This window comes from Lactiplantibacillus modestisalitolerans, from assembly GCF_005405425.1.
Taxonomy (GTDB): Bacteria; Bacillota; Bacilli; order Lactobacillales; family Lactobacillaceae; genus Lactiplantibacillus; species Lactiplantibacillus modestisalitolerans.
On record NZ_BJEA01000021.1, the window covers coordinates 32,284 to 49,185 of the forward strand.

General features: G+C 50.0%; 19 protein-coding genes and 1 rRNA gene. 3 read left to right on the top strand and 17 right to left on the bottom strand.

All coding sequences use genetic code 11. The features are described 5' to 3' along the window. Window positions 1–11: 11 nt before the first annotated feature. Complete coding sequence (locus FFM79_RS11405) at window positions 12–1,052, bottom strand: AI-2E family transporter (RefSeq protein WP_137643606.1); 1,041 nt, start codon at window positions 1,050–1,052, stop codon at window positions 12–14. Window positions 1,053–1,501: 449 nt separating this feature from the next. Between FFM79_RS11405 and FFM79_RS11410 the strand changes: the two genes are divergently transcribed. Beyond that, a complete protein-coding gene (locus tag FFM79_RS11410) occupies window positions 1,502–2,623 on the top strand; it encodes a vitamin B12 independent methionine synthase (protein WP_137643607.1) in 1,122 nt (373 codons plus the stop codon). A 217-nt stretch (window positions 2,624–2,840) separates the two neighbouring features. Here FFM79_RS11410 and FFM79_RS11415 read toward each other — a convergent pair whose 3' ends face one another. The 5 genes from FFM79_RS11415 to FFM79_RS11435 form a co-directional block, all read right to left on the bottom strand. After that, window positions 2,841–3,674 carry an aminoglycoside 6-adenylyltransferase gene (locus tag FFM79_RS11415; RefSeq protein ID WP_137643608.1) on the bottom strand — a complete coding sequence of 278 codons (834 nt, stop codon included), beginning with the start codon at window positions 3,672–3,674 and terminating at the stop codon, window positions 2,841–2,843. A gap of 15 nt (window positions 3,675–3,689) precedes the next feature. Continuing rightward, window positions 3,690–4,070: a DMT family transporter gene (locus tag FFM79_RS11420; RefSeq protein ID WP_137643609.1), complete on the bottom strand. Its 381-nt coding sequence runs from the start codon at window positions 4,068–4,070 to the stop codon at window positions 3,690–3,692. A 150-nt stretch (window positions 4,071–4,220) separates the two neighbouring features. After that, complete coding sequence (locus tag FFM79_RS11425; RefSeq protein WP_137643610.1) at window positions 4,221–4,529, bottom strand: DMT family transporter; 309 nt, start codon at window positions 4,527–4,529, stop codon at window positions 4,221–4,223. A gap of 180 nt (window positions 4,530–4,709) precedes the next feature. Then, window positions 4,710–5,348 carry a PAQR family membrane homeostasis protein TrhA gene (trhA, locus tag FFM79_RS11430; RefSeq protein WP_137643611.1) on the bottom strand — a complete coding sequence of 213 codons (639 nt, stop codon included), beginning with the start codon at window positions 5,346–5,348 and terminating at the stop codon, window positions 4,710–4,712. A gap of 401 nt (window positions 5,349–5,749) precedes the next feature. Beyond that, the gene (locus FFM79_RS11435; RefSeq protein WP_137643612.1) at window positions 5,750–6,094 is read right to left on the bottom strand and encodes an ArsR/SmtB family transcription factor; all 345 of its coding nucleotides are present in this window, start codon (window positions 6,092–6,094) and stop codon (window positions 5,750–5,752) included. Between the two features lie 137 nt (window positions 6,095–6,231). On the opposite strand from FFM79_RS11435, the gene FFM79_RS11440 reads away from it, so the two are divergent. Next, the gene (locus tag FFM79_RS11440) at window positions 6,232–7,119 is read left to right on the top strand and encodes a cation diffusion facilitator family transporter (protein WP_137643613.1); all 888 of its coding nucleotides are present in this window, start codon (window positions 6,232–6,234) and stop codon (window positions 7,117–7,119) included. A 233-nt stretch (window positions 7,120–7,352) separates the two neighbouring features. Here FFM79_RS11440 and FFM79_RS11445 read toward each other — a convergent pair whose 3' ends face one another. From FFM79_RS11445 to FFM79_RS11480, 8 genes are all read right to left on the bottom strand, one after another. Further along, complete coding sequence (locus FFM79_RS11445; protein WP_137643614.1) at window positions 7,353–7,880, bottom strand: DNA-3-methyladenine glycosylase I; 528 nt, start codon at window positions 7,878–7,880, stop codon at window positions 7,353–7,355. Then, window positions 7,873–9,024 (bottom strand): dihydropteroate synthase, encoded by a 1,152-nt coding sequence (folP, locus tag FFM79_RS11450; RefSeq protein WP_137643615.1) that lies wholly within the window; start codon window positions 9,022–9,024, stop codon window positions 7,873–7,875. The genes FFM79_RS11445 and folP overlap by 8 nt, the downstream gene beginning before the upstream one ends. Before the next feature lie 2 nt (window positions 9,025–9,026). Further along, entirely contained in the window at window positions 9,027–9,632 is a 606-nt protein-coding gene (locus FFM79_RS11455; protein ID WP_137643616.1) for a non-canonical purine NTP pyrophosphatase, read from the bottom strand. Continuing rightward, window positions 9,629–10,966 (bottom strand): bifunctional folylpolyglutamate synthase/dihydrofolate synthase, encoded by a 1,338-nt coding sequence (locus FFM79_RS11460; RefSeq protein WP_137643617.1) that lies wholly within the window; start codon window positions 10,964–10,966, stop codon window positions 9,629–9,631. The genes FFM79_RS11455 and FFM79_RS11460 overlap by 4 nt, the downstream gene beginning before the upstream one ends. A gap of 13 nt (window positions 10,967–10,979) precedes the next feature. Next, the gene (gene folE, locus FFM79_RS11465; RefSeq protein ID WP_137643618.1) at window positions 10,980–11,549 is read right to left on the bottom strand and encodes a GTP cyclohydrolase I FolE; all 570 of its coding nucleotides are present in this window, start codon (window positions 11,547–11,549) and stop codon (window positions 10,980–10,982) included. Then, window positions 11,542–12,054: a 2-amino-4-hydroxy-6-hydroxymethyldihydropteridine diphosphokinase gene (gene folK, locus FFM79_RS11470; RefSeq protein WP_137643619.1), complete on the bottom strand. Its 513-nt coding sequence runs from the start codon at window positions 12,052–12,054 to the stop codon at window positions 11,542–11,544. The genes folE and folK overlap by 8 nt, the downstream gene beginning before the upstream one ends. After that, window positions 12,044–12,412, bottom strand: a complete 369-nt coding sequence (gene folB, locus FFM79_RS11475) for a dihydroneopterin aldolase (protein WP_137643620.1) — start codon at window positions 12,410–12,412, stop codon at window positions 12,044–12,046. Before folB ends, folK begins: the two co-directional genes overlap by 11 nt. Before the next feature lie 261 nt (window positions 12,413–12,673). Next, complete coding sequence (locus FFM79_RS11480; RefSeq protein WP_137643621.1) at window positions 12,674–13,204, bottom strand: CvpA family protein; 531 nt, start codon at window positions 13,202–13,204, stop codon at window positions 12,674–12,676. Between the two features lie 166 nt (window positions 13,205–13,370). Between FFM79_RS11480 and FFM79_RS11485 the strand changes: the two genes are divergently transcribed. Beyond that, on the top strand, window positions 13,371–14,270 hold the full coding sequence (locus FFM79_RS11485) for a metal ABC transporter solute-binding protein, Zn/Mn family (protein WP_137643622.1): 900 nt from the start codon (window positions 13,371–13,373) through the stop codon (window positions 14,268–14,270). 69 nt (window positions 14,271–14,339) lie between these two features. Here the strand turns inward: FFM79_RS11485 and FFM79_RS11490 are convergent, their stop codons facing one another. From FFM79_RS11490 to rrf, 3 genes are all read right to left on the bottom strand, one after another. After that, window positions 14,340–15,758: an MDR family MFS transporter gene (locus tag FFM79_RS11490; protein WP_137643623.1), complete on the bottom strand. Its 1,419-nt coding sequence runs from the start codon at window positions 15,756–15,758 to the stop codon at window positions 14,340–14,342. A 194-nt stretch (window positions 15,759–15,952) separates the two neighbouring features. Next, a complete protein-coding gene (locus tag FFM79_RS11495) occupies window positions 15,953–16,213 on the bottom strand; it encodes a DUF2187 domain-containing protein (protein WP_137643624.1) in 261 nt (86 codons plus the stop codon). Window positions 16,214–16,779: 566 nt separating this feature from the next. After that, window positions 16,780–16,896 (bottom strand): 5S ribosomal RNA (rrf, locus tag FFM79_RS11500). Window positions 16,897–16,902 lie beyond the last annotated feature (6 nt).

The following is a 16,902-nucleotide window of genomic DNA, read 5'->3' on the forward strand; positions in this document are numbered from 1 at the left end:
TTTGGGAACCGCTATTGCTTAGTAGCCGGACCCGTCCGCCGTTGGGGAACTGAACTTTGGACGTCAAATACGTCGAGGAAGAACGCAACAATTGGAATCCCAATGATTAAGCCCCACGCCCCCAGTAAGCTTTCCATAATAATCAGGGTGATAAAGGTGACAAAGACCGGTAAATCGGTCCGGTCAGCCATTAACCGGGGATGCAAGAAGTACGATTCAAACGCGTGAATGATAATGACGAGTAGGATGATCCAGACGACCCGCATCAGGCCCCCCGACGCAAACGCAAGCAGGGTCAGTGGAATCATCGACAATAATACGCCGGCCACCGGAACGAGGCCCAGAATAAAGACAATGATTGCTAACACTAACACACTGGGCATACCAATGATCAAGAATCCAATCGTCATCAAAGCGGTATTGATCGTACAAATAATGAGCTGGGTTTCAATAATCCGTCCTAAAATCATGATAAATTTATGCACCAAGTAATAGACGTTCTCAAAGAAGCGGTGGAACCGTGACTTTGAGAACTGGCGCCCAAACGACATCATCCGCCCGCGCGAAACCGCAAAAACAAAGCTCAGAAAAATCGCTAACACCACGTGGGTAAATCCCGTTCCCACGGAACTCAGTTCCTTAATCCCCGTAACAAGGAGCGCCTTACCGTTCTTAATTAATTCACTACTGCTAATCGCTTGATTTACTAGCTGGTCAATATTTTTATTCAAAACCGGGTGATCCGTAATTGCCTTAGCTACCATGTCCGGAATAATCTGCAACTGCGCAATCAACGTCGGAGCCGCGTACGACAACGCCCCCACAAAGACCGTTATGACGACGACGTACGCTAAAATTACCGCAATCCAATACGGTAAATGCGTCCGTAAGTTTAGCCAACGACTAACTTTAATGCCTAAAAAGGCAAAAATTGTCGTCAAAAGTAAAATCGTCGCAAAGCCCCGCATTAAGTACACTACCACGATTAAAAAGATCAATGTTAAGTATAATCCAACGTCATCCCGTTTTAAAAACCGACTGATTCGATCCAAACCAAGCCCTCCTTATCCATAACATGTGGATTATACCACGCTCAGCCCGGTTTCTTCCGCGTCCGAGTATCCGCAATTGACGCAATTGCCATTATTTTTTCATAAATCAAGTTGACAAGCGTTCTCAACATCAGTATGATAGGAATCAATAATTAAAGAACGATTAAAGATGAGTAGCTAGCGTAACCGCACAGCGAGTACCGGGTTGGTGGAACGGTACCGGGGCAACTAGTGAAGATGGTCTGGGGTTCCGTTCGTATTAGTGAGCATCCGTGCAAGCTAACACCGGTTTAACTAACCGTTAGCCTAAGTTCGTAATTGCGTTGCAGTTACGTTGAGTAAGTCGTTAGACTTAAAACTCAGGTGGTACCACGGCCCGCGTCGTCCTGAATGATCAAATGATCATTCGGGACTTTTTTTCGTTCTACACCCAAAAGGAGATTTTTAATATGACAAACACAACTACCCTTCAAGCACCCTTTCGCTACGACGTCGTCGGCAGCCTCTTACGCCCAGCCAGTCTTAAGCAAGCTCACGCTCAGTTGGCCGCTGGCGCCATTACCGCGGACCAGGAATTAGCGGTTCAACACGCCGAAATTAAACGAATCGTTGCCGAACAACTTAAACTGGGCCTCCATGCGGTTACGGACGGTGAATTTTCTCGGAGCTGGTGGCACCTAGACTTTCTCTGGGGCTTAACCGGCGTCGGTAAGTACGACTACCACCAAAGTTACCGGTTCAAGGGCGACCATACGCGGACTGACAACGCCGAGTTAGTCGGACCCGTAGCCTACAATCCCGACCACCCCTTCTTTGAAGCGTTCAGCTACCTCCAGTCGCTCGTTCCCGACGGCGTCCTAGCCAAACAGACGATTCCATCACCCACGATGCTCTTTCGCGATAACCGCAGCGACCACTGGAACCAGTTTTACGACACCTGGGACGCTTATTTGACCGCGGTTGCGCAGGCTTACCATGCCACCATCGTCCACTTTTACGACCTTGGCTGCCGCTACCTCCAACTTGACGATACGACCTGGGCTTTTCTCATCAGCAAGCTGAACGACCCACACGCCGACCGCGACCATTACACCCAATTAGCGCAGGATAGTGTTCGGGTGATCAATGCCGTTTTAGCGGACCTCCCCGCTGATTTGACCGTAACAACGCACATTTGCCGGGGGAACTTTAAGTCCACGTATCTCTTCTCTGGTGGTTATGACGTAGTCGCGCCCTACCTAGGCCAGCTCAACTACGACGGCCTCTTCTTGGAATACGATAACCAGCGCGCGGGTAATTTTGACGTGCTCGATCAAATCTGGAACGGTGACGTCCACAAACGAATCGTCCTCGGATTAGTCACGTCTAAGTTTCCTGAATTGGAAAAGGCCAGTGACTTGCAGGCCCGGATTCAAGCGGCCGCAACGAAGGTCCCACTTGAAAACTTGGCACTTTCAACGCAGTGTGGCTTTGCTTCAACCGAGGAAGGCAACCAGCTGACCGAAGCCCAGCAGTGGGCGAAGCTCGCCCTGGTTATCGGCACGGCCAAGGACGTATGGCCAACAATTTAGGGGCGTAGAGCTGGAGTGGCCGACGTGAATAAGTCGGCTTTTAACCATGGTGAAACCTAACCAAATGTGTGATTACTCATCCCTTGGGCTTAACTAAACCTACAAAAGCGGCCGTGACGTTTGTCGCGGCCGCTTTTGTATCATCTCATATTAATAGCTAAAGCGTGTGTCAAAAGCCAACCGACTTTTAGCACACGCTCATTTATTTTATTAAACTTTAAATATCAATTTTTAACCATTGCCGTAATTGGCGGCGGCTAGGCACGACGAAATCTGGGAGCGTTAGGTCGAGCGCATCTACGAGTTGCGTTTGGCACCACTGGATCGCCATCAGCTCGGTCTGCAAACTTTGCCGACTGGCAACCAGATCGCCTTGCTGATAGGTCGCCATAATTTGGCGTTGAATCACCCGCGGTAACCGCGCCCCTAAGTAACGGTATTCCGAACCGGGATCAAACCGGCCCTTCAACGGAATCGCCGCGTTCCAGGCAAGTAATCGCAAGAGTTCTGGGCGGACATTCCGATTATTAATTTCATTCGCCGCCATGACTTGGCGGCGGGCTAAACATTTTACCACGTTACCCGCACACCAATAGAATTCATTAAGTGCCGCGTCAAATTGGGCCTGATCCGGCGTCCCGACCCAGTGGGTATGGTTATCCGGTTGCCGCGTCAACGCAACTGAATTCCGGGACCAATTGATCGTATTTAGCGAATCGGCCGCTAAATACGTTCGCATCACCGAAATTGGCGCGATCTTTAAATCAATCCGGGCGAGCCCGCCGAGTTGCACTAAATGGACGTCCCACTGGTGACCCTCACTATTAAAAAGGTTTTGTCCTACTAAGTGCTGACACATCAGCGGTTTACCGAAGGTTTGGCACCAGTCTTCAAAGTCAAACTGGGTCACATCGGTGGTAAAATACGTCATATCAATATCCTGCCACGCGTCGGAACGCGCCTGCGGATCATTGCGCGAACCCTCAGTCCCGATTGCCCGGACCCAGGATTGCGCGCGCCCATATTCCATTAACTGTGTTACTAATCCCATTTTCTATTCGCCACACTAACGATTGATTCGCGTCCGAAAGTGCCACCGCGCCGGCCGCACTGGCCGACTAGCGGAAACTTTAACGGGTGCGTTTAATAATACGACTCCCATTACAATTGCGATAAACCCAACTAGCTTCAAACCGGTCATTAATTCGCCGAACGCCCAAATACCAATCAGACCAGTGACGGCCGTCCCGGCACCCGCCCAGATGGCGTAACCCACACTTAGTGGAATTCGACTGAGCGCCCGTGAAAAGCTAAATAATGCTAGTCCGTACAGTAACATCCCAACCATTCCGATTACCGGATGCTGGAACCCCGCTGATAATTTTAATAGACTAGTCCCACCGATTTCAACACCAATTGCTAAAATTAATTGAATCCATGCACGCATGTCAACCGCTCCTTTCAATCAACCCGGGCCGTCGCAGTCAATTTTACGACGACCACCACGATCATTGTTGCTTGTCCGGACCCGCTGGTTGCCCCAACTTCGGCGACATTGAATTGTTGCACACTTTGCGTTGGGACCGACCCCGCCGGTCTAAACGTTTAGTAAAATCGCACCAATCACGATTGCCGCAAGGCCGCTAATGCGTGCAAGGTTAAGCCGTTCTCGGTAAACCACCACTGCTAACACGACGGTTGCAAAGGTGCCGAAGCCGGCCCACATGGCATACGTCACGCCTAGTGGGAGCCGTTGCATCGCTAGCGTTACTAAAACTAACGAACTAAAATACCCTAACAAAACCATGATGGACGGGATTATATTCCGAAACCCATTCGTCCGCTTTAAGAAGAAACTACCGACGACCTCCATGAAAATGCCACCAAACAATAATCCGTATGCCATTTTTATCACCTCACACAATTTCAGCTGTTCTACCATTTTACGGAAATTTAAAATAAAAGGCAATCAAAAGATACGCCTGGCTCATCTGATTCTCATAATTTTTTTGATAACCAGAACGGGAAAAAGTCGAAAAAACGCCCCCGGCGAAATTGCGGGCGCGTCATCAAAATAATTTGAATTTTAAATGTAGAGATAAATTGAGAAGAACATCAGGGTCGTGCCGACCATCACAAATAGGTGCCAAATGACGTGTAGATACTTAATATGGGGAAAGCTATACAGTAACGCACCAAGTGTAAACGCCACACCACCACCAACCAACAGCCAAAAACCAGTCTGACCAAGGTGGTGCCATAGTTGGGGGCCACCGGCTAAGCAGAGCCAGCCCATCAACACGTAGATCACCGTTTCAATTTTGCGCAACCGCCCCGGCCAGATTGCGTTGACCGTGATACCGGCGATGGCCAGTACCCAGATGGTGATTAAAATGGTCCAACCCAACCAGCCCTTAATCGCCATTAAACTATAGGGCGTATACGTTCCGGCAATCAGCAGGTAAACGCCACTGTGGTCAAAAATCCGAAAGACTTCCCGCGCTCGGGTAAAGTACAAACTGTGAAAAAGCGTTGAGCAAGTATACAGTGTAAATAGCGAGCAACCGTAAATGATGAAGGCGACCCATTCAAGTGTTTGGCCGTCCGCATACGCTTTCAACATTAAAAAGACGAAGCCAACGATACTCAAAATGATGCCAATGCCGTGGGTCACTGAATTTAGGACCTCGTTTGTAATTTGATACTGCCGCGACGTTTGTGCCATGCTTAATCACCTCATTTATTCGTTAGTAATAGCATAGCATCATATCGTGTGAATATCAATACATCTAGTTTAGCAAACTAGGTAATCCAGTTGGCATCATTCGATAAAAAAGATGCTCCGTACCAATTGGTGTTGCGATTGCCGCCAGCAACGGGTTTTTATACTGAGTTCCAGGAGTTATTTCAGTAAGTCTCAAATAATGAAAATAATTCAGAACGGTTACTCAATTTTATTTAGCGTAATCTCCCTTGCTTATTTCGGTAGTCACAGCAAACTGCTTGAAAACTCAATTGGCATCCTTCTTCGCAGATCAGCATCAAATGTCATAGACCCAAAAAGGACGGCCAGCCACTCCTAAGAGTGCTAGTCCGTCCTTTTTGAGGTTCACCGATCCCCGAATTTCAATCCGCAGCTTCTTCCGCATGGGCGGCTACCTGTTCAAAAATACTAATAATATGTTTATCCGCTAATTGATAGTGCACGTTCCGCCCGGTCCGGGTCCCCACAACTAGATTTAATTGCTTTAACACCGTCAGCTGGTGCGAAACGTTTGATTGGGTCAATTGGAGCCCCGTCGCAAGTTCGCCAACGCTTAATTTACTAACGGCTAACGCGTAAATAATTCGAGCGCGGGTTGGGTCCCCTAAGGCCTTAAAAATCGCCGTAATTCGGGCTAGTTCCTCACTTTGGGGGATTAAATTATCCAAATTTTTGATAACATTTTCATGATTGATCTCTGAGTTCATTTTTAACCTCATTTTCAGATTGTTTTCAACTAATTGACGTGTTACAATACACATGAACAAGTATTCATATGTTTAGCTATTCATATTTAAATTATAACCATTCAAGGTTAAGACGCAACCAAGAAGCAGGTGAAAATATGGCTCATCGTCATCAAGTTAAGCAAGAAACCGGCGCCTTTAAAATTGGCGTCGCACTCAATACTATTTTTATTGTTTTAGAAGCCAGTTATGGCTTTGCGAGCGGCTCATTAGCGCTCGTCGCGGATGCCGGGCATAATCTAAGCGACGTGTTAGGCTTACTAATTTCGTGGCTCGCGATTTGGCTCGGCCAGAAAAGTGCTAACGCTAAGTACACGTACGGCTACAAAAGCTCGTCAATCTTAGCAGCGTTGTTCAACGCGGTCTTTTTACTGGTCGCGATTGGCGCCATTTCAATTGAAGCCGTTCAACGGCTTGCCAATCCCGGTCCGGTTGCCGAATGGGACGTCATTATCGTAGCGGCCATCGGGATCGTTATTAACGGTGCAACCGCCCTCCTCTTCATGAAGGGCCAGCAACACGACATCAACATCAAAGGAGCTTTTCTCCACATGGCGGCCGATGCCGGCGTTTCCGTCGGCGTCGTGCTCGCTGGGTTTGTGATTTTAAAAACCGGGTGGTTCTGGATTGACCCGGTCGTCTCGCTATTAATTGCCGTGATCATCTTAATCGGCACGTGGGGGCTGCTCCGCGACGCCATGGATTATTCGCTGGAAGCCGTTCCTAACAACGTTGACCGGCAAGCGATTTACGACTACTTAATGTCGCGCCCGACCGTCAACCAAGTCCATGATCTGCACATCTGGGGGATGAGTACGACTGAAACGGCCATGACTGTCCACCTGTGTCGTAACACACTCGATCGCAATAACGAGTTCCTCGAGAAACTCAACGAACAGTTGAGCACCAACTATAACTTAACTCACATTACCATTCAAATTGAATTGGGCAAGGTTGAATACGAAACGACCGATGACTCAATCTAAGCTTAGCTAAAACCAATTTAAACCACAAAACTGCTAACACTGACCGGTATCATCCGGCGTGTTAGCAGTTTTTTTTGTTCTGTACCAATTGGTATTGATCTTGCCGCCAGCAGCGGGTGTAATCGGTTGGCGTAAACACTGCGGGCATCGATTTAAGCTCACTCAGAAAATCACTGATTAATTTCAAATTCGAGCCTTATTCTAAGCCATAATTACAACCGCAGCTTTCCACACTAATTCACGCGAATCAACCCGGCTGCTAGCAAAAACATGTGGGTAACCACCGGACCAACAAACGTGAACCCGTGCCGGTGTAAATCCCGCGCAACGCGGGCCCCCAGTGGCGAACGGGTTGGCAGTTCGTCGTCCGGCGCCGGCATAATTAGCGGCGTGGCGTCCACGAATTGCCATAAGTAGCGACTAAAACTGCCGTACTCCCGTTGAATCCCAATCATCGCCTGCGCATCCGTTACGATTGCCCGTAACTTGCGGGAATTGTGCATCACACCCGGCGTTTGCATCAACCGCTCAACGTCGGGCTCCACGTAACCGGCAACCACTTCGACTCGGAGCCCGTCCATGTGTTGACGTAACTTTGGTAACTGGCTCGCGGCTGGTTGCCACCCAAGACCGACTTGCAAAATACCCACGATCAATAACTCAAATAAAACGTGGTCGTCGTGGGTTGGCGTGCCAAAGTAATTGTGATAATCCTGAACGCCGTTACTCGTAAAATCGCTAAAATCAGTTGAACTAAGCATGGTCGTTGACGAGCCAGTAACCCTTTTGAATGCGTTCTAATAAGGTCACCATCTGCTTCGTTTCACCAACGTCGTGGACCCGTAAAATCCGGCCGCCCTTAAGCATCATGGCGGTTTCGGTCACTAGAGTCATTGGCAAGCGGTCTTCCTTCTTCAAACCAAGCAGTAAGCCCAGGTACCCCTTCCGCGAAATCGCCACCATCATCGGCCGCCGCAGGTAGTTGAAATCGTCGATGTTGCGCATCATGGCGTAGTCTTGTTCGCCGTGCGCCACTTGGGAATACCCAATGCCTTGGTCTAACGCAATCCGTTCAATATCAATGCCGGCGCGGGTTAGTTCGGCCAAGTTCTGTTCAAAGAAGTCGCGCATACTGGTCGTTAGATCCATGTACTCGTGTTCACGGCTACTGTGCATCGTGAGCAGTCCCGCTCGGCTGTCAGCCATTAACTTCAATTTACGCGGATCATCGGTAAAGCCGTTGACGTCGTTAATGATGCTAACGCCCGCTTCCAACACTTGTTGCATCACTGGGTACTTGTAAGTATCAACCGCAATCACAGCTTTAGGAAAGGCTTGTTGAATCGCCTTAATGTACGGTAACGTCCGGTTTAATTCCTCTTCCGGGGTGACTTCTTTAAAGCCTGGTCGAGTCGTCTGGCCGTTAACCTCAATGACGTCGGCACCGGCCTGCAGCATCGTCCCAACGTGCTTTAGCACGTCATCCTTCGTCTTATACTGACCACCATCAAAAAATGAATCCGGCGTGATGTTCATAATACCGTAAATGAGGGGCCGCTTCGTTAAGTTAAACCGGTGATCACCGGCTTGCCAATAAACATCGTATTGCTTCATAATTTGGGTCAATTGAATTTGAACGGGCGCTTGATCGTGAAAATAATCCGCCCAGCGCTTCGTTAATAAGTAGCCCGCTGGTTGATTTAATAAAACGGTCAACTGTTCGGGACTAGCCTGCACAACACCGTCTAATTGATGGCAAAGTTGCGTTAAATCAACTTGTTGCTCACGGGTATACTGACTAAACCGGAGCACGATTTGTTGTTGCCGCTGTACCTGCGCGTTGAGCGCGATACTGGCAAAATCCGTTGCTTTAGCTAATGAATTGGTAATATCTTCGACTAACATGGTTAACTCACCGATCCTTTCAAGGCTTGAAGCTGACGTACTAGGCGCCGGGCTGCTTGCCCCCGGTGGGTCAGGGGAATGCGCCAGACGGCTGGGAGTTCGGCTAACGTTCGACCGTAGGCGGGTAGCCAAAAAATACGGTCGAAGCCCCCGGAATGCGTCCCTAACTGACTACTAGAAATGTAAGCGCTTAAACTACCCTGTGCCCAAACGGCGTGTCCGTCCGGCCAAGCCGCCGCTAAAGTCGCCCACATGGTGGCTTGACGGTGACTGTTCGGACACGTCGTTAAGGCGGTTAAGATTTCTTGATTGCGTTGAAAGCCACTAACCGCAACCCCCAGATCACGCGCGGTGGTCACGCCGAGTTGCCCCGGCAAAGCGGGAATTTCAATTCCGCTATCATCCGCAATAACCGGCTGCCCTAACCGTTGCGCAGCAAAGCGAGCCTTAGTCACCGCGTTCGTGACGTAGCTGCTGGTCGTTTCGGCTGGAAAAGTCAACCGTGAAAAATAGCGGTCATAGCACTCGGCGGTGAGCCCGTAATACGCTAAACAGGCGCGTAGGTCACCGCTCTTCCCGTGATTATTCGATGCGATTAACCAGTTCATTTTAGAGCCTCCTGCCAACCATGCCGTTGCAGTTCCCGCACAACGTAAAATGAGCCCGTAATAACGATGGCCGTCTTCGCGGTCGCCCGCTGTTGGGCTAAACTAACGGCCGCCGTAATGTCCGGTTGGACGAGAATTTCGGGAGCTCCCGCCGGCTGAACTGCCAGCGCTGCCTGTGCCAAGTCACTGGCACTGAGCGCTCGTTGCGGATTGTCCGGCGTATTGGTAATGACCAACTTGGCCGTGGGCAGTAACGTCGCTAACATCGTTCGATAATCCTTATCGCGTAACGTTCCCAGCACGTAAATCAGGTCGCGGTTAGGCAGTAACTGTTGCAGGCTAGTCACGAGCGCCCGCATGCCGTCCGGATTATGGGCGCCATCCGCAATCATCAACGGGTGCGTCTGCAAGACCGTTAACCGGCCTGGCAACGTCACGTGTTTTAAACCCTCGCGAACCGCAATCGTCGATAGCGGCACGTGTTGCCGTTGTAGCGCGGCAATCGCGGTCAGTACGAGGCTAAGGTTTTGTCGCTGATAATTCCCACTTAGGCTCACTTCCAGCGCGGTCCAATCAAACAGTTGACTGTGACTATCAACCACGGTGCGAAGGACGTCTTGCGAGCGCACCGTTTGGACTAACCCGCTCGCGGTCAAGAGCGGGACGCCCCGCCCACGTGCAACGCGCGCAATGACTGCCAGTGCGGCGGGATCCTGGTCATTTAACGTAACGACCGTCGTCTGCGGTTTGATAATTTCTGCCTTATTTTCGGCAATCGCCGTAATCGTCCGCCCCAAAATTTGGGTGTGATCCAGCGCAATCTTCGTAAAAATAGTCAGTTGGGGGCTTGCTAGGGCGTTGGTCGCGTCATCGCGGCCCCCTAAACCGGCCTCCACTATACTCCATTGTACGCCCTGGTTGCGGAACCAGACCATCCCAATTAAGAAAAACCATTCAAAAATTGAAACGTCGCTGGAACGCAAGCCCATTTTAGTTAACGTGGGCACGATTTCGTGGTACGTCGCGACGAAGGCTTCCGGACTAATCCAGTGACCATTCAATTGGAGCTGTTCACGGTCATCACTGATGGCCGGGCTACTGAACCGGCCCACCTCGTACCCTTGTGCCCGTAAAACGCTGGCGAGCATCGCGCCGGTTGAACCCTTACCATTGGTTCCGGCAATGTGGATGACGTGAAACTGGTGGTCTGGGTGATCCAAGCGGGCCATGATCCGGCGTAAGAGCGGGACCCGCTGATCATTTGCGGCCAGCATCGCCTGATTTAAATGGGCGCGCAAGTCGCGGTAAGTTTGCATTGCTGTTGTTGATTCCACTAACTGTCACCGCCTAGTTTGCGATTCGTTGTAAAAATTCCTGTTTCAAGTCCCGGTCCGCTTTAAATTGACCGGTATAGTAGCTACTTTCCGTATGAACACCGGGCTTGCTAACCCCCCGCATTTCCATGCACATGTGCCGCGCCGAGATTGAAACGGCCACGCCCGCTGGATCTAAGATCCGTTGGAGCTCATCAGCAATGTTGACCGTCAAGCGCTCCTGCACGTTGGGCTGCTTTGCACAGTAGTCAATCAACCGGGGAATTTTACTCAAGCCAATCACCTGCTGATGTTGTGGGACGTACGCGACTTGCACGGTCCCGAAGAACGGTAAGAGGTGGTGTTCACACATCGAATAAAACGGAATGTCCTTTAATAGCACCATTTCCGTTGGGTGGTCGACTTTAAACAACTTATAGTTGTCAAACGGCGCCGCGGTTTTAGTCGCAAAGACCTCCGCGTACATCCGCGCAACCCGCTCTGGTGTTTCCACTAAACCGGGGCGGTCGGGATTTTCCCCCACTGCCGTTAAAATCGTTCGTACCGCAGCTTCAATCTTTGCTTTATTTTCCTTATCAATCATCTAACTCACTCACATTTCCTACTTTATTAATCCAACTTTGATCCTGATTAGCGGCCATCATTCGCCGAACTTGGGGTCCGACTTGCGGGTCCGCCGCCGCAATTTCAAGGGTTGGCCGCAACACAAAATTCCGGTGCGCCGCCTGCGGGTGTGGCACCGTTAACGTGGGGGTCTGAATAGTCCGGGCACCCCAGAAGATAATATCCATATCGAGGGTTCGCGGTCCCCAATGAACTTTCCGTTGGCGATGAAAAGTCCGTTCAATTTGATGAAGCACGGTTAACAAGTCCGCCGGCGTCAGGGTGGTAGTCAGCGCAACTGATACGTTATAAAAATTGGGCTGGTCACGTTTGCCCCACGGCTCGGTCTCGTACCAGTTCGACGTGGCGCGCACCGTCACTTCCGGTACGGCCGCTAATTGCGCGATGGCTTGCCGAATCGTTGCGACCCGCGGGTGTAAGTTGGCACCCACGCTCAAATAGACCCGTTCCTGCTCAGTCGGCATGCGGCGCCCCCTCAACTTCAATCTCAACGTCGTCAAAAATCCCCGGCATCGGGACGCTGTACTTACGAATTTTTAGCGTGATCCCGTTTACCGTAGGAAAGGCCGCCAACAACGTTTCTAATAAGTGATTGGCTAACGATTCAATCAATTTGTACGAATGGCTGCTAATAAAATCATCGGCCACCTGCCGGACTTCCGCGTAATTAATCGTTTCATGGACGTCGTCGTGCCGCACCCGGGTTTCAATCGGATAGTCAATGGCGATGTCGAGGGCCAGCTGTTGGCCGTTGCGGCGCTCCTCTGGTAACACCCCGTTGAACGTATGAAACCGTAAATTGTTGATTCGAATCATGCCCATCAATATCCCTCTTCTGCTTATTTTTTACCTATAATCATAGCATGAAGCCCCGCTCATGTGATAGTAATCCGACAAATAAGCCAAGTTCAACGGCGAAATGTTTGGAAAAATGACTGAACCACAATCAACTAGTGAGGTCACTACCAATTCGTGTTAATATGCCGCCAGCAGCGGGTGTAACCGGTTGGCTGGAACACTGCATATCATCGCACCATAGAAAAACCGCCGGCGCTCCAAGCACGTCGGCGGTTGATGATTTTTTTACGAGACCTGCGTCCCGTCTTCAAATTTAATGAGTTTGCCCAAGTATTGACTGGTTAAACCAGGCGTTTCTTTCACGATGTAAGTTGCCAGCGCCGATTCATTAATTTGGGTCTGAATAAACGGTGTGTTGACAAAATTAGCCAGTGACAACACCACGAAAATCACCAAGTAGGAAATCACAAACGCCACCGCACCCCCGGCTAAGCTGTTGACCTGTTTAATAACCGGTAACCAGGTGATTCCCCGCGAAATTTGACCAAGGAAGCGAATGACCGCCCAGCCAAGCGACGTTAAAATAAAGAACGCCACGAGGTTAATAACCAGGGTGCTGGCAGTGCTAACGTTGATTAGGTGTAGGCTTGATAAGAGTGACGTGAGCGTGGTCCCAAGGGGCTGGTATAGCAAGCGAGCAAAAATCAACACGGCGATTGTCCCGATTAAATGGAGTACTTCAATCACAAATCCCCGGCGAATCCCGCGAACAATTGCTGAAATTAAAAGTAATAAAATGATAATGGTAAAAATCATCGGCGCGCCATCCTTCCTTTCATAGGTAGACCTATTTTAGCACGTCACCACCGTCAGCGCGCGTTTGCCGCCCGAAATAAAGATTATCTTAATTACTTGACGCTCCCGCCGTTTTTCGCTAAAGTCAACAGTAATGTGTCAACTAGAATAGGATGGAGCGGTAACAATGAGGCGACGAATATGGGTATGGTTAGGCGTGTTGCTCGGAGTAAGTGGGCTACTCGCAGGTTGTCAAAGTCAGCCGGCAACCACTACCACTAATGGCAAAATTAAAATTATGGCGAGCCTCGATTTCTACGGTCAAACGGCCAGCGCGGTCGCCGGCAAATATGGACAGGTCACCTCGGTGATCGACAGTCCCAGCGTTGACCCCCACGACTTTGAAGCGACCGTTAAAACGGCAAAACAGGCTAGTAGCGCGCAACTAATTATTTATAACGGCCTGGGCTACGACGATTGGATGCAAAAGTTGACCGTCAATAAGGCCAGCAACGCCCGGGTTATCCAAGTGGGTACCACCATTAACCACCTTCAAGACGGCGCTAACGAGCACGTTTGGTATGACCCGACAACGATGCCCAAACTCGCGGACCGGATTGCGGCCGATCTCGCCAAGCTCCAACCCAAGCACGCGGCGTACTTTAAGCAACAGGCGCGCGCCTACCGCCAACGTTTGCAACCCATCACGGCCGAGCTGGCGGACTTAAAGAAGCACGCGCAGGGTCAGCGGGTTGCGGTTAGCGAGCCCGTTTTCGACTATTCCTTAAAGGCCCTTGGTTACCAGATCAGCAATCCGCACTTCGCCCAATCGATCGAGGAAGGAGCCGACCCGTCGCCCAAAGATATTCAGCAAATGCAAAGCGACATTCGCCACCACCGGATCGCGTTTTTCGTCGAAAACACGCAGTCTGATAGCAACCTGATCACCAACATGGTTCAACTAGCTAAGCGTTACAACGTACCGGTGCTAAAAGTGACCGAAACGCTCCCGGCCAATCAGACTTACGAGTCCTGGATGCTCAGCCAATACCGCCAACTTAGTAAAATTCAGGCTAAAACCAACTAACGCAAACGCGCCGTACCGGCAAGCTAACTCTCCGGTACGACGCGTTTTTCACTTATTCTTCTTTAATCGTTACTTCGTGGCTTGACTGCGTTCATCCCGTAATAGCAGCGCTAAAATCAGTCCAACCACTTCAATCCCGAACATCATCCAGAAAACGGTGTGATAACCGGTTAGACTAGCCGCCAACCGGGGCGTGCCAGCACGCAATTGACTAGCCGTCACGTTCGACAGTACTAAGGTGGCCACGGCAACGCCGGCCGACCCAAGAATTTGGCGGACGGTTGTAATGACCGCGGTTCCGTGTGAAATTAATTCATTGGGTAGTGAGTTCGCCCCCAGCGTAACCGCTGGCATCATTACAAAGGCGTTTCCGCCTTCGATTAAGGCCGCTAGGAGAATCATCGTCCAAAGGTTCAACTGCGCGCTAACTAGCGCTAAAATCAGCCAGCCAAGGACGATCATCGTCATCCCTAACAACATAATCTGCTTATAACCGATTTTTTCAGCCAACCGGCCGGTCAACGGGTTCAAAATGGCTAGGAACACCGCCCCGGGCACTAGCGCCATCCCGGAAATAAACGGGGAAACCTTCAAGACGCCCTGGTAGTAAAGTGGGAAGATGATGGTCACAACAATCAACGCGACGTATGAAATCGCCGTTAAGAAGATCGCCAAATCGTAATTAAACGTCTTTAATACTCGTAACTCAAGTAGTGGCGTTTGGATGTGGAACTGCCGGTACGTAAAGTACGCCACCGCTACAATTGAGACAACCAGTAACCCAATGTTTAGCGGCCAGTTGACGTTGGCCTTACCAATTTGGTTAACGACGTACAAAATGCCAGCAAAGCCGAGTAACGTCACAATCGAGAGCAAATCCAACTTCGACGGCTTACTAATTAGCACGTCCTTGATCGTCGCAAAACTCAGTAAAATCAGTACGGTGGCAACCGTAATGAAAACGGCGAATAAACCGTGCCAGTCGGTAAACTTTAAAACGACCCCCGAAATAATTGGGCCGGACGCTAACGCCGTCCCCATGACTAAACCGGCAATCCCCATCGTACTCCCCCGCTTCTCTTCCGGAGTGATGGTTAATAGGATTGATTGGTAGGACGGGAATAATACCCCGACGGCCGCCGCTTTAATTAAACGCCCGATCATCATAATGGCAAAATTAGGTGCAAAATAAATAATAATTGATCCGGCGTCAAATAGCACGAGCACCGCTAAGAACAGCTTTTTAAAACCAATGTTGTTCAATAACCACGGACTAATTGGCATCATCACGACCATGGTCAGCATAAACCCGGTCGTTAACCATTGCACCGTGGACGCTGAAATGCTGAAGTCGCGCATGAAGGTTGGGTAAACCGTTGATAATGACGACTGACTGATCGACATCGTCCACGTCCCCGTTAGTAACGTGAAAATAAACCAAAACCGACGCCGACCCGTTAAGGTCGCGGTTTGATTTGCAGTATTCATCAAAATTCCTCCCCCTTACTTTAGAACAGTTATTAACTGTCACTGATCATTGTACCATTCTGATACTTGATGTACAGCAATCCATCACTGACTTTTCAATGTATCCGGTTACTTTCACCATTAATTTGACCAGTGGGCAAAAAGAGCCCCACCGACAGCCATCGCCACCGGTGGGACCCATTTTGATTGGCGTGCTAATCCGCTAACATTGCCGGACTAACCGCTTGCATTTTTTCCTTGTCGCTCGCTGATGGTTGCGCCACCTTCATTTTTTTCAACGCAATCACGGCGCGATATTGTAACTCGGCCACGTTAATATCATCGCGCACATCGTAGTGCGTAATCGTGACGAACGCGGAGTTTTCGTAAATTTTTTCCACTTTAGCGTAAAAATCATAGCTCGTGTTACCATTCTTCTGGCATTTGACGCGATCCCCAACCGTAATTTTAGCCATTACAATCACTCCACTTCTAAAATATGCTAATAACATAGCACTTAACGGGGGGAATAACAATCAAAGTTCCCGAAATCCGACTTTTTTTATCCGGTTCCAATGTTAACCATTCAAAATATACCTAATCCGTTTACATCGCTGGGTATCCGACTATAATGAAGAGTTACTGTTTTGAAAAAATGACCCCAACCGCACCCCTAATTGCACGGGTGACGACGCTCAAGCCTGGGCGTGTAAACTGCTACTAACCAATCCTAACGGTAGTTATGATTCGTGCTAAACGCTGTGCGGTTATTTGGTTGGTCTTAAGTTGGCAGCACTGCCGGCCGCGCGGTGGGCGGCCCTAAGGGTGGACCTGTGGGCGACTTCTTGGCCGGCCGTCGGTATTTAGATGCACATGGGAACGGCAGCGGAGGTCCGTTTTCGGCGCGGGAGGCTCGTGCTGCCTGCAGCCGATGAATGGACTGGTGGGGGCGGTTGAAGCTGAGAGCTGAACTAATCGCCGCACTTGTGAAAGCGCTTAAAATCGGGTATAAAAAAAGAACCGGTGCTCCCGGTTCTAGCTTGCATGGCAACGTCCTACCCTCGCAGGGAGCGATCCCCCAACTACTATCGGCGCTAAGAAGCTTAACTTCTGTGTTCGACATGGGAACAGGTGTATCCTTCTCGCCATCGTCACCACACTATTG

Coding starts and splice junctions, on each gene's coding strand:
- FFM79_RS11410 (WP_137643607.1), top strand. CDS start 1,502: ATGACAAACACAACTACCCTTCAAGCACCCTTTCGCTACGACGTCGTC.
- FFM79_RS11415 (WP_137643608.1), bottom strand. CDS start 3,674: ATGGGATTAGTAACACAGTTAATGGAATATGGGCGCGCGCAATCCTGG.
- FFM79_RS11420 (WP_137643609.1), bottom strand. CDS start 4,070: ATGCGTGCATGGATTCAATTAATTTTAGCAATTGGTGTTGAAATCGGT.
- FFM79_RS11425 (WP_137643610.1), bottom strand. CDS start 4,529: ATGGCATACGGATTATTGTTTGGTGGCATTTTCATGGAGGTCGTCGGT.
- trhA (WP_137643611.1), bottom strand. CDS start 5,348: ATGGCACAAACGTCGCGGCAGTATCAAATTACAAACGAGGTCCTAAAT.
- FFM79_RS11435 (WP_137643612.1), bottom strand. CDS start 6,094: ATGAACTCAGAGATCAATCATGAAAATGTTATCAAAAATTTGGATAAT.
- FFM79_RS11440 (WP_137643613.1), top strand. CDS start 6,232: ATGGCTCATCGTCATCAAGTTAAGCAAGAAACCGGCGCCTTTAAAATT.
- FFM79_RS11445 (WP_137643614.1), bottom strand. CDS start 7,880: ATGCTTAGTTCAACTGATTTTAGCGATTTTACGAGTAACGGCGTTCAG.
- folP (WP_137643615.1), bottom strand. CDS start 9,024: ATGTTAGTCGAAGATATTACCAATTCATTAGCTAAAGCAACGGATTTT.
- FFM79_RS11455 (WP_137643616.1), bottom strand. CDS start 9,632: ATGAACTGGTTAATCGCATCGAATAATCACGGGAAGAGCGGTGACCTA.
- folE (WP_137643618.1), bottom strand. CDS start 11,549: ATGATTGATAAGGAAAATAAAGCAAAGATTGAAGCTGCGGTACGAACG.
- folK (WP_137643619.1), bottom strand. CDS start 12,054: ATGCCGACTGAGCAGGAACGGGTCTATTTGAGCGTGGGTGCCAACTTA.
- folB (WP_137643620.1), bottom strand. CDS start 12,412: ATGGGCATGATTCGAATCAACAATTTACGGTTTCATACGTTCAACGGG.
- FFM79_RS11480 (WP_137643621.1), bottom strand. CDS start 13,204: ATGATTTTTACCATTATCATTTTATTACTTTTAATTTCAGCAATTGTT.
- FFM79_RS11485 (WP_137643622.1), top strand. CDS start 13,371: ATGAGGCGACGAATATGGGTATGGTTAGGCGTGTTGCTCGGAGTAAGT.
- FFM79_RS11490 (WP_137643623.1), bottom strand. CDS start 15,758: ATGAATACTGCAAATCAAACCGCGACCTTAACGGGTCGGCGTCGGTTT.
- FFM79_RS11495 (WP_137643624.1), bottom strand. CDS start 16,213: ATGGCTAAAATTACGGTTGGGGATCGCGTCAAATGCCAGAAGAATGGT.